The organism is Segatella copri (genome assembly GCF_019249655.2).
Classification (GTDB): domain Bacteria; phylum Bacteroidota; class Bacteroidia; order Bacteroidales; family Bacteroidaceae; genus Prevotella.
Map to the genome: position 1 here is coordinate 2,624,376 of NZ_CP137557.1, position 11,646 is coordinate 2,636,021.

Annotated in this window: 8 protein-coding genes; 2 read left to right on the forward strand and 6 right to left on the reverse strand. The window is 49.5% G+C overall.

Annotated elements, in window-relative coordinates:
- Window positions 1-498: 498 nt before the first annotated feature.
- The 5 genes from KUA49_RS10685 to dapA form a co-directional block, all read right to left on the reverse strand.
- Complete coding sequence (locus KUA49_RS10685) at window positions 499-2,706, reverse strand: family 20 glycosylhydrolase (protein ID WP_218411342.1); 2,208 nt, start codon at window positions 2,704-2,706, stop codon at window positions 499-501.
- A gap of 93 nt (window positions 2,707-2,799) precedes the next feature.
- Window positions 2,800-4,119 carry a YihY/virulence factor BrkB family protein gene (locus KUA49_RS10690; RefSeq protein WP_218411341.1) on the reverse strand — a complete coding sequence of 440 codons (1,320 nt, stop codon included), beginning with the start codon at window positions 4,117-4,119 and terminating at the stop codon, window positions 2,800-2,802.
- A gap of 108 nt (window positions 4,120-4,227) precedes the next feature.
- On the reverse strand, window positions 4,228-5,631 hold the full coding sequence (gene uxaC, locus KUA49_RS10695; protein ID WP_218411340.1) for a glucuronate isomerase: 1,404 nt from the start codon (window positions 5,629-5,631) through the stop codon (window positions 4,228-4,230).
- Window positions 5,632-5,810: 179 nt separating this feature from the next.
- Entirely contained in the window at window positions 5,811-6,698 is an 888-nt protein-coding gene (locus KUA49_RS10700; protein WP_203038953.1) for an AraC family transcriptional regulator, read from the reverse strand.
- A 12-nt stretch (window positions 6,699-6,710) separates the two neighbouring features.
- Complete coding sequence (gene dapA / locus KUA49_RS10705; RefSeq protein WP_203050161.1) at window positions 6,711-7,598, reverse strand: 4-hydroxy-tetrahydrodipicolinate synthase; 888 nt, start codon at window positions 7,596-7,598, stop codon at window positions 6,711-6,713.
- A gap of 169 nt (window positions 7,599-7,767) precedes the next feature.
- Between dapA and truA the strand changes: the two genes are divergently transcribed.
- Both truA and KUA49_RS10715 read left to right on the forward strand, forming a co-directional pair.
- Complete coding sequence (gene truA / locus KUA49_RS10710) at window positions 7,768-8,526, forward strand: tRNA pseudouridine(38-40) synthase TruA (protein WP_218411339.1); 759 nt, start codon at window positions 7,768-7,770, stop codon at window positions 8,524-8,526.
- A 58-nt stretch (window positions 8,527-8,584) separates the two neighbouring features.
- Window positions 8,585-9,502, forward strand: a complete 918-nt coding sequence (locus KUA49_RS10715; RefSeq protein ID WP_203038947.1) for a DMT family transporter — start codon at window positions 8,585-8,587, stop codon at window positions 9,500-9,502.
- Window positions 9,503-9,608: 106 nt separating this feature from the next.
- On the opposite strand, the gene KUA49_RS10720 is transcribed toward KUA49_RS10715, so the two are convergent.
- Window positions 9,609-11,636 (reverse strand): M13 family metallopeptidase, encoded by a 2,028-nt coding sequence (locus KUA49_RS10720; protein WP_218411338.1) that lies wholly within the window; start codon window positions 11,634-11,636, stop codon window positions 9,609-9,611.
- Window positions 11,637-11,646 lie beyond the last annotated feature (10 nt).

Below are 11,646 nucleotides of genomic sequence, written 5' to 3' on the forward strand. Positions count from 1 at the left end.
TACACACATAACAAAGTGAGAGAAATGAGATATATAAATTATTGCCACAAAAACAACATATCCGATAGCAAAATGTCATTTCCAAGGCTAAAAACAAGTGATTGACCCATATCAAGAAAAACATATTGCAATGATATTTCTCGGCAAAAGATGCCGTTATTTGATAAAAAAGTGTTAACTTTGCACCCGTATTTAAGGAATAACAAATAATAAATTTTAAAAAGGTTAATAATTATGATGACTATTTTTACAATGGCTTTCGCCGCAGTTATGTTTTCAGGTATGGTTCTTTGCATGGGCATGTTCTTGAAACACGTAGTAAACTCAATTCCAGAAATGGCTAACATGAGCCATTCTGTTAGCTTGAGCAAGTAAGAATAGGACACTACGATATACATAATATATATACATAATATATATATCTGAATCACTTTAGAAATAGAGAGAGATTTATATAAAGATGGGGCGGGTTCCTTTTACGGAACTCGCCCCTCTTGCTTAATATTCCATCGAGAAGGTGATGCCTCTTCGCATCATATCCTTCACGGTTGGCTTCAGTCTTGTCAGGAAGCTCTCCCATGAACGGTTCTTCTGGAAACTCCATCCTGCCTCTGCCAAGGCAAGCGAACGAGGATATGCCTGATAGTAGATGCGCTCAGGCGAGTTGATACACTCGCTCCACAGGGTGCCGGCTACACCGAAGAGATTGTTCTTCTCGAAATCCTCGCCCATTCCCCAGGCTGGATCCAAATCGTAGGTTGCCTTCAGTGAAGTAACCGGCATACCCCAGTTTACCTCTGGCATATCGCCCTTCGCCATCGGATAGTCGAAATAGCAATGCTCTCCCGGACAGAGCAGGATGCGGGCATTGTTTTCTACGGCTGCCACCAAGGCCTCCTTGGTTAAGCCGGCACGCCATGCAAAAGTGACACATCCTGGCTGAATCTTCTTGAAATCGGTCTCATACCAGAACATCGGAGTCTTGTGATACTGGGTACGGAGCAAGTCAATAATGCGGTCGAAGAGATAGCCCTGCAACTTCCAGTTTTCCGAACGGTCGGTGGATGTGATACCGAGCTTCTTCTTCAATGCCTGACACTTAGGACAGGTGGTCCAGCAGTCGAGTGCAGGATTGCCTGCCTCATCGCCACCCAGATGGATGTACTCAGATGGGAAGACATCAGCCAGCTCCTTGAACACATTGCCCAGGAATTCGTAGGTAAATTCATTGCCGGCGCAGAGCAACTCATCCGATACGCCGCAGGTGGTGCGGATAGGTTTTCTCACACCCTTGCAGGTGAGTTCGGGATAAACGCTGATGGCTGCCACCTCATGACCCGGCATCTCAATCTCAGGAACCACCTGAATATGATACTTGGCACAGTAGGCCACGAAATCGCGCATCTGCTCCTGGGTGTAATAGCCCTTGATAGGCATCAGCATATCGTCCATACCCCAGCGGCTGCTCGCTTCGGCAGTGAGACGGGGATATTTCTTGATTTCGATGGTCCAAGCCTGGTCATCCACCAGATGCAGATGGAGCATGTTGAGCTTATAGCGTGCCATCTCCGGAACGAATGCCTTCAAATCCTCGTATGGAATGAAGATGCGGCATGGGTCTACCATCAGCTCTCTCACATGGGTGCGAGGCTGGTCTTTTACCACCAACTGAGGGATGGCGTCGCAGCCTATCTTCGAAGCATCGCCACGAAGCAGCTGGTCGAAAGTCATCAAGCCATAGAATACGCCCGTTGCGGTCTTGCCCTTGATAACCACACCCTTCTGCTGTATTTCCAGGGTGTATGCTTCCTTGTCCGGAAGGCTCTCGTCCAGGGCGAGGGTCATGGTGAGCTGACTGCCCTGCTTGGCGTTTCCGCCCTTCCTGGCATTCTTGCCATAGGCATCCAGTCCGCCAGTTCTTTCCTTCAGGATTCTCTCGGCATGCTCCTGCTCGTTGGCCAATCCGTCGGCAGCCACCACCTTCCAGTTTCCTGCCACCTGCAAAGGAGTCGCCTTGTCATTCACCTCCAGTTCCATCGGAGTAGGAATCAGACAGGCCTCAGGGTTGCATACTTCCCTAGCCTGCTTCACCTCGCCAAAGAAAGCGTTCCAGCCTGCCGCCTTGCGGTAGAGTTTTTCGCTGCCCTTTGGCATCACCAGTTTCACACCACGCATATTGATTCCCGAGAAAGCCGTAGCGGCAGCCTTTGGCGGAATCTTGGAATTTACCTTGATGAGCTTAACTCCTTCAAGATTGGCAAAAGCGAACTCACCCAACTCTGGAGTGCCATTGATAGTAATGTTTTTCAGCGACTTACAGCCCGAGAAGGCTGCAGCACCCACCTTGGTTACACTTTGCGGAATCACCACTTCCTGCAGGTTATCGCAGGCAAAGAAAGCCTGACTTCCTATCTCCTGCAACTGATTTGGCAGGATGATGTGCTGCAGATGATGACGGGAATGGAAGGCGTTCTTAGGAAGAACGGGACAGGTAGCCTCGCTCAAATTGAGGTCTCTCAACTGCCAGGCGAGATCGCGAAGCTGTCGGAAATCGGAATTTCTCGTGGTTGTCAAAGTTCCTGTCAACTTCAGGCTAACAGCTGCAGATTTCTTTTCGGCACTCAAATCTTTCATGTTGGCAACGGTCTGTGCCGACATGGAAGAAGCCATCAATGCCAAGACTGCAAAAGAAATAAATTTTCTCATACACTAAATGGTTTAAAGGTTTATATTCTATTATCATTATTGATTCTCGCAAAAAATCATCTGCCTGATTCAGATAAATCAGACATTCTTGATTCAAACGAAATGAATCTTTCTGCCGTTTTCCACGAAGGTGGAATTAACCAGGTCGATGTCTTTCCACATCTCCCACTCCTGGTTCAGGTCGGCAAGTGCTGCCACATCTTCGCCACTCGTAAAGAGGCGCTCTATCATCACGCCATAAGTGAGATGATCTATCTTCTCTATCGGATGCAGCACGATAGATTCCTCGAAGCTTCCTCTCTTCTCCAACCTTATCTCTACCAGCAGCTTAGCCCTCAAGAGTTCGTTCACAGCCCTGTTGATGAGCTGCTGCGGAATCCTCGTTATCTGATGCATCTGCTGAGGCGAATAAGCCGGTTTACCCTCGTTGAAGCGATGGCAAACCAGATGCATCACCACGGCGCAGACCTTGATGCGGTGCTCCAGTTTCACATGGTCGTACTTCAAATCCAGATCGTAATGATGCAGATTCTGATTGGTATAGCAGAGCAAGGCCCCGAATACCACAATCGCCCACGAAATCTGAAGCCACAGCAGGAAAAGCGGAATCGCTGCCAGCGAACCGTAGATGACGTTGTAGCTGGAAAGGAACACCTGCAGATAGATGTAGCCATACTGCAATGCCGTCATGCTGACACCTGCCAGGAACGATGGCACCAGGGTGCTTCGAAACCGGATATAGGTGTTCGGAATCACGCAATAGCAGAACACGAAGAAGAAGAACATCGGGACGAATGCCGCCAGATGCATGAGAAACGACGGAATCGCCTCGCCCATATCGGCAATCTTGTCTACATCGTCTATCACATTCACCGTCCATACATTGATGAACGACGCAAAGAGAATCATCATGCCAAGACCGAAGAGGATGGTTGGATACTGGGTAACAATCTGCTTCCACGAACGCTCGCCCGTATGCCAGATGTCGTCGAAGGTGAGCTCTATCTTCTGCATCAGCGAGATGATGGTATAGAGAAACATCACAATACCCGTACCGATGATATAGTTGCTCTGCGTGTTTTCTATGTAATTATGAACGAAGTTCACGATGGTCTGAGCCACAACGGGTTGCGCCTCGAAGGTGCTAGAAATCCACGATTCGAGCAGGGCGGTATAGCCGAAGCCACGGGCGATGACAAACATCATCGCCATAAACGGAATCAGTGCCATGAACGAGGCGAAGGTCAATGCCGCCACATCCCTTGCCCACATATCCTTGACGTAGAAGATGCGACCGGCGAGCATGCCCATCTTGATCCAGGACTTCAACTTGCCCCGGAAATCCTGGATATTGGAAGAATTAAACTCCCTGATATCCTCGTAAAAGCCTATGATTCTGTCTATTAACGCCATGAGCTGCAGGTTTTTCGTTATCTTCAAGCAACAAATCCCCTCACAACACCATTCTGATGCCATGAAGGGATTTGCCTTAGTATTTTGCTTAAGTTGCTACTATATGGATTAGTAGAACTTGAAGTAGTTGCGAGCATTGTTGTAAGAGATGTCCTCTACCATGCGAGAGAGGCTCTCCATGTCGTTAGGAAGCAAGCCCTTCTCTACATCATTGCCGAGAAGGTTGCAGAGCAAACGACGGAAGTACTCGTGACGTGGGTAGCTGAGGAATGAACGAGAGTCAGTCAGCATACCTACGAAACGGCTCAAGAGACCCAATACAGAGAGTGCGTTCATCTGACGGGTCATACCATCGAGCTGATCGTTGAACCACCAGCCAGAACCGAACTGAATCTTGCCTGGGCAAGAACCATCCTGGAAGTTACCCAGCATAGTAGCGATTACCTCGTTGGCACATGGGTTCAATGTATAGAGGATAGTACGTGTCAACTTGCCCTCCATGTTCAACTCGTTCAGGAAGTTGCTCATAGCCTTGGCTGTGGTGAACTCACCGATAGAATCGAAACCTGTATCAGCACCCAACTTATTGTACATCAATGTATTGTTGTCGCGGATAGCACCATAGTGGTACTGCTGAGTCCAGTCGGCAGCGTGATCCATCTCAGCGCAAACCTTCAGGAAGGCATGCTTGTACTGGCGGATTTCGAGAGCAGAGAGCTGCTGGCCACGCATAGCCTTGCCGAAGATAGTCTCAATCTGAGAATCTGTGTATGGCTCATCGTAGAACTCCTCGATACCATGGTCGCTCAACTTGCAGCCGTTCTCTGTAAAGAAGTCGTGACGCTTCTGCAAAGCATCTACCATATCCTGGAATGTAGTGAGGGTAACACCAGCTACCTCACCCAGCTTGTTCATATACTCAGCGAAGTCTGGCTTCTCGATGTTCATCGCCTTGTCAGGACGCCAAGCAGGAATCATCTTGATTTCGAAACCGCTCTCGCGAGTCTGCTTGTGGTAGCGCAGGTCGTCGATTGGATCATCTGTTGTACAAACGCACTCCACGTTGTAGTGGCGCATCAAGCCACGGGCGCTGAACTCAGGCTGCTGCAACTTCTCGTTACACTCGTCGTAAATCTCACGGGCTGTCTTAGGGCTCAACAGCTTGTTGATACCGAAGGCAGTCTTGAGTTCCAGGTGAGTCCAGTGATACAGAGGGTTACGGAATGTATATGGTACAGTCTCTGCCCATTTCTCGAACTTCTCCCAGTCGCTGGTGTCAGTACCTGTGCAGAAGCGCTCATCTACGCCGTTAGTACGCATAGCACGCCACTTGTAGTGGTCACCACCGAGCCAGAGTTCTGTAATACTCTTGAACTTGTGATCATTAGCTACCATCTCTGGGATGAGGTGGCAGTGATAATCGATGATAGGCATCTTAGCCGCATGATTGTGAAAGAGGTCCTGCGCAGTCTTTGTGTCGAGCAGGAAATTTTCATCCATGAATTGTTTCATAATCGTTATAGTAGTTTTAAATGTTGAATTACTTTTTTTATTATTACGATCTATTTCCTTCATTCGTGTTGCAAATATACATCTTTTTTCTGAAAGAAGCATGAAAACTGGAAAAGATTTACGATAAATTTACTTAAACGATTACGTTACATAACAACTTACAACGGAAAGGTCCATCTTTATATGATGATTCTCGTCTTGTGATAGTTCTCACGGAACTCGCTAGGCGAGCATCCCTTCTTTTTCTTGAAGATGCGGTTGAAGTTGCTCAGATTATTGAATCCGCAGTCGAAACCGATTTCGCTGATGCTCTTGGCTGTATCCACGAGCATTCGGGCGGCATAGCCCAGGCGAAGGTCGATGATATATTCCGAAATGTTTCTTCCGGTATGCAACTTGAAGAAGCGGCTGAACGCACTTGAGCTCATGCCCGCCATGGAGGCGAGCTGAGGCAAGCGCAAATCATCCATATAGTTCTTGGAGATGTAGTTCTTCACCTTCAGGATGCGGCGACTGTCATCCTCCACCGCCACCTTGGCGTAGCTGGAGGATGCCAGCGTGCGGGCACCTTCGCATTTAGAAAGCTCATAGAGGATGGTGAGAAACTGCTGAACGGCGTAGAATCCATCCTTCACCGAGCTCAGCGTATCTAGCTTCTCATATACCTTCATGATGCCCTTCATCGGGAAGCAGAGTCCCTTCTTCGCCTCCTGCATCATTCGGGTGATGCTAGCGTAGGGATTTCTGCCGAAAAGCGTCTCCTCACCCATGCTGAAGTCAAACTGGATGGTTATCTCGCGGATGTCCTCGCTTTGGCAGCCGTTCTGCTCCCAAACATGCTCCAAATCGGCAGAAGTAATCAGACACAGGTCGAAATCACCGATTATCTCCTGCGAATCGCCCACGATGCGCTTCACGCCAGCTGCGTTCTCTACAAAGTTAAGTTCATACACAGAGTGGTTGTGGATAGGATACGTAAACTCCTTCTTGTGCCTGTCGGCAATGTAGAGCACGTCCTTTCCCATCAGCGGTGTAATCTCATGAATAATCTTTCTGTCTTCTGCCATAATGCATAGTGATTAAATGTTCAGTGTCTTCAAAATCTCGCTCATCTTCTGCTTGGTAGCAATGCGGGTAGGTACCAGTGGCAGGCGAAGCTCGTTCTCGATGAAGCCCATGTCGTTCAAGAGTGCCTTCACGCCGGCAGGGTTGCCGTCTACGAAGAGCAGGCTGTAGAGTTCGGTGAACGAATGATGAATTTTGCGGGCTGGCTCGTACTCGCCGCGGAACTCCAGACGGATCATGCGGCTGAAAGCCTTAGGCAGCGCATTTCCGATAACGGAGATGACGCCCGCAGCACCACTTGCCACCATTGAGAAGGTGAGCGCATCGTCGCCACTGATTACTTCAAAGTTGTCTGGCTTGTTCTTGATGATTTCATCCACCTGCTCCAGGCTTCCGCTAGCCTCCTTCACGGCCACCACGTTAGGGAAGTCGCGGGCGATGCGGCAAGTAGTTTCAGGCTTCATGTTCACACCTGTTCTACCCGGAACATTGTAGAGCACGATAGGCAGCGGACTCACCTGAGCGATGGCCTTGAAGTGCTGATACAAGCCTTCCTGCGATGGTTTGTTGTAATAAGGGCAGATGCTGAGGATACCGTCGATGCCCTTCCAGTTAGTGTTCTTGATTTCTTCAACCACGGCAGCGGTATTGTTTCCACCACAATATTTCAAAATCTTGACGCGACCCTTGTTCACGTCAAGAACCAATTCTGTAATCTTGTCTTTCTCTTCCTGGGTCAGGCATGGAGCCTCACCAGTGGTGGCAAGGATGCAGAGGAAGTCTGCACCATTGTCAATTTGAAACTCTACCAATCTCTTGAGAGACTGATAATCTACCGAACCATCGGCCTTAAAAGGAGTAATGAGGGCAACACCTAAGCCCCTGAATATGTTCTGTGCCATAATCTATAATTTCAAAATCGTTGGCAAAAGTACACAATTATTAGCATATTGCAAAATAAAATCGCACTTTTCTTTCAAGATTGTATCATTTTTGAAAATATTCTGTATTATTATACCAAATTTCACGTTTTTTTAGTAACTTTGCACCCAAATTTAGAGAAAAAAGAGAATGAGATATTTTATATTCTTTGGTTACGACGGAACCAACTATCACGGCTGGCAGATTCAGCCCAACGCCAATTCGGTGCAGCAGGAACTGCAGCGCGCACTCTCCATCCTACTCAGAAAAGAGATAGAGGTGGTGGGAGCCGGAAGAACAGATACCGGGGTGCACGCCCGGAACATGGCAGCGCATTTTGACTTCGAAAAACTCCCGATGGAAACAGACCAGCTGGTGTATCGACTGAACAGAATCCTGCCACGCGACATCGCCGTCTATGAAGTTCGGGAGGTAGATGCCGGGATGCATGCCCGCTTCTCTGCCACCTCGCGTACCTATCATTATTATATCCATACGCGCAAGGACCCCTTCGAGCGCCACTATTCGCTGCAGATGAACTACCCGCTGGATTTCGAGAAGATGAACCAGGCGGCGCAGCATTTCCTGCACCACGAAGACTATGCGGCTTTCTGCAAGGCGGGCGGTGACAACAAGACCACCATCTGCCACGTTTCCGCAGCCCGATGGGTGCAGACCTCGCCTACCACCTGGTATTTCGAGATTACCGCCAACCGCTTTCTCCGTAACATGGTAAGAGCAGTGGTGGGCACGCTCATCGATGTGGGCAGGGGCAAGATTACGATGGATCAGTTTCTCGACATCCTGCACAATGGCAGCCGCAGCGATGCAGGCGAAAGCATGCCAGGCAACGCACTGTTCCTGGAAGATGTGGGGTATGATTTCAAAGATGAAATGATTAGATTATAAAAGATAACACAAGGGCGCGAGCCTCAGTAAACATTAACAACAAACATTAAACACTACTATGTGGTTAGTATTAGCATTTCTCTCAGCAGCGCTGCTGGGATTCTATGATGCCTTCAAGAAGAAGGCGCTTTCAGGTAACGCAGTGATTCCCGTGCTCTTTCTGAACACGCTTTTCTCATCGCTCATCTTCCTGCCGTTCATCATCTTGAGCTATACAGGAAACTCGCTGGATGGAACCATGTTCCATGTGGCCGAAGGTGGATGGGAAGTTCACAAGTACATCGTGCTCAAGAGTTTCATCGTATTGAGCAGTTGGATTTTCGGTTATTTCGGCATGAAGCATCTGCCCCTCACCATCGTGGGACCTATCAATGCCACCCGCCCCGTGATGACACTCGTGGGCGCCCTGCTGGTTTATGGCGAGGTGCTCAACCTCTACCAGTGGATTGGTGTCATCCTCGCCGTCATCTCCTTTGCCATGCTTTCGCGCAGCGGCAAGAAGGAGGGCATCGACTTCAAGCACAACAAGTGGATTTACTTCATCGTGCTGGCTGCCGTGCTCGGAGCGGTGAGCGGACTGTATGACAAGTATCTGATGGCTCCACCCGAGAATGGAGGTGTGGGACTGGACAGAATGATAGTCCAGAGCTGGTATAACATCTACCAGTGCTTCCTCATGGGAGCGATGCTTCTGATGATATGGTGGCCTACCAAGAAGAACTCCACCCCATTCCATTGGCACTGGAGCATCATCTTCATCAGCATCTTCCTTTCGGCAGCCGATTTCGTTTATTTCTACGCATTGAGTCTGCCGGGTGCCATGATCAGCATCGTGAGCATGATTCGTCGTGGTTCGGTCATCGTCAGCTTCCTCTTCGGAGCCGCCATCTTCCACGAGAAGAATCTCAAGGCGAAGTTCATAGACCTTCTCCTCGTTCTGCTCGGAATGCTCTTCCTTTATTTCGGAACAAAGTAATCAGTCTAGCATACGATGCTTTCTGCAAAGAAAGCAACAAGCATAAAAAAAAGTCTTGCAAGCATATAGCCTGCAAGACTTTTTTTATGTTTTTATTTTTATGTTTTTACCAGATATGCGCACGCTTGCTCTTTGGAACAAAGAGCTTGTCGCCCTTCTTGATGTTGAATGCCTTATACCATGAATCCACCATTGGCAGGGCACCGTTTACACGAGCCTCGTTTGGTGAGTGAACATCCACGGTCATCAAGTACTGCAGGTACTCAGGACGGGCGTTGCCTGCCCACACGCGAGCCCATGCCAGGAAGAAACGCTGCTCAGGAGTGAAACCATCCTTTACGCCCAACTTCTCTGTCTTCATCACGTTCTGAAGCGCACGGAAGGCGATGTTCAAACCGCCGTTGTCGCCGATGTTCTCACCCAAGGTCATCTGACCGTTCACCTTCTTGCCAGCCAACTCAATCTTGTTGAAGTGGTCTACCAGAATCTTGGTGCGGGCCTCGAAGTTCTTCTTGTCGGCTGCAGTCCACCAGTTGTGCTGGTTACCGGTCTTGTCAAACTGGCTGCCCTGGTCGTCGAAACCGTGGCTCATCTCATGACCGATTACGCCACCGATACCGCCATAGTTCATCGCATCATCGGCTGAAGGGTCGAAGAATGGAGGCTGCAGAATGGCAGCAGGGAAGCAGATTTCGTTGGTTGTTGGATTGTAGTAGGCGTTGATGGTCTGAGGAGTCATACCCCACTCCATCTTGTCCACTGGCTTGTTCACCTTGCGGGCGATGGCATCCTTGGCAAAGAACTCAGAGATATTGCCCATGTTCTCGTAGAGCGAAAGACTGTCGTCTACCTGCAAGCCGCTATAATCCTTCCACTTGTCAGGATAACCAATCTTGATGATGAAGTTCTCCAGCTTGTCCTTAGCCTGCGCCTTGGTAGCCGCACTCATCCAGGTAGCCTCGTCGATGCGCTGAGCCAGGGCTGTCTGAAGATTGTGAACCAGGTCGAGCATACGCTTCTTGCTGCTCTCAGGGAAGTACTTCTCTACGTAAATCTTACCGATAGCCTCGCCCAAAATGCCGCTCACGGTACCTACGGCACGCTTCCAGCGAGGACGGTCCTGCTGAACACCGCTCATCACCTTGCTCAACTCGAAGGCTACGGCACGGAAATCATCGCTCAAAACACTGGTAGCACCAGCGATAACCTTGATTTCGGCGTATGTCTTCAAATCATCCAGAGATGTCTCGGCAAGCACCTTCTCCACCTCGTGGATTGGCTCAGGCTGACCTACGCAGATTTCCTTGAAGGCAGGGAAACCGGATGCCAGGAACACGTTACCCCAGTCGATGCCAGGATAGTCGGTAACCAGCTGGTTGTAAGTCATCTTGTGATAGTTCTTGTCGATGTTGCGCAGCTCCACCTGGCTGTAGCTAGCCTTGGCGATGCGGGTCTCGATGGCCATCACTGCCTCCATCTTCTTCTGTGCGGTAGCCTCGTCGTTGCCCACCATCTGGAAGAGCTTCTTCATGTAAGCCTTGTAAGCCTCACGAATCTTCTTGGTCTGGTCGTCGTCGTTCACGTAGTAGTCGCGAACACCCAGTCCGATGCCGCCCTGGCCCACCTGAACGATGTTGTTGGCTGCATCACGAAGGTCAGCATCCACGCCGATGCCGAACATCATGGTACCCTCGCCACGGAAGTCGAGCTGAGCAGTAACCAACTGGTACTCACGGCGGTCCTTGATGGCTGCGATGCGATCGAGTGTTGGCTTGATAGGTGCCCATCCCTCTTTGTTCAGGCGAACGCTGTCCATGCGGAGGTTGTAGAGAGAACCGATCTTCTGGCCCAGCGAACCCTTCTGCTGTGGCTTGGAAGCATACTCCAGGATGATGTCCTGGATGCGCTTCTGGTTCTGCTCATAGAGGTCGGTGAAGGCACCGTTGTCGGTATGCTCGGCATCCAGTGGATTGTTCTTCATCCAGTTGCCTGCGGCATAGCGATAGAAATCAGTTCCTGGCTTGATGCTCAAGTCCATGTTGGCCTTGTCGATGCCAGAGCCCAACTTTTCCTGCTGGGCGAAAGCTGTTGTTGCGCTGAGCAACAAAGCTGCGAATAACACTTTTGTTTTCATTATTGTTTTT

Bases quoted from the DNA above. Each gene is read 5' to 3' on its own strand.
- KUA49_RS10720 (WP_218411338.1), bottom strand. From the start codon at position 11,636: ATGAAAACAAAAGTGTTATTCGCAGCTTTGTTGCTCAGCGCAACAACA.
- KUA49_RS10685 (WP_218411342.1), bottom strand. From the start codon at position 2,706: ATGAGAAAATTTATTTCTTTTGCAGTCTTGGCATTGATGGCTTCTTCC.
- KUA49_RS10700 (WP_203038953.1), bottom strand. From the start codon at position 6,698: ATGGCAGAAGACAGAAAGATTATTCATGAGATTACACCGCTGATGGGA.
- uxaC (WP_218411340.1), bottom strand. From the start codon at position 5,631: ATGAAACAATTCATGGATGAAAATTTCCTGCTCGACACAAAGACTGCG.
- dapA (WP_203050161.1), bottom strand. From the start codon at position 7,598: ATGGCACAGAACATATTCAGGGGCTTAGGTGTTGCCCTCATTACTCCT.
- KUA49_RS10690 (WP_218411341.1), bottom strand. From the start codon at position 4,119: ATGGCGTTAATAGACAGAATCATAGGCTTTTACGAGGATATCAGGGAG.
- KUA49_RS10715 (WP_203038947.1), top strand. From the start codon at position 8,585: ATGTGGTTAGTATTAGCATTTCTCTCAGCAGCGCTGCTGGGATTCTAT.
- truA (WP_218411339.1), top strand. From the start codon at position 7,768: ATGAGATATTTTATATTCTTTGGTTACGACGGAACCAACTATCACGGC.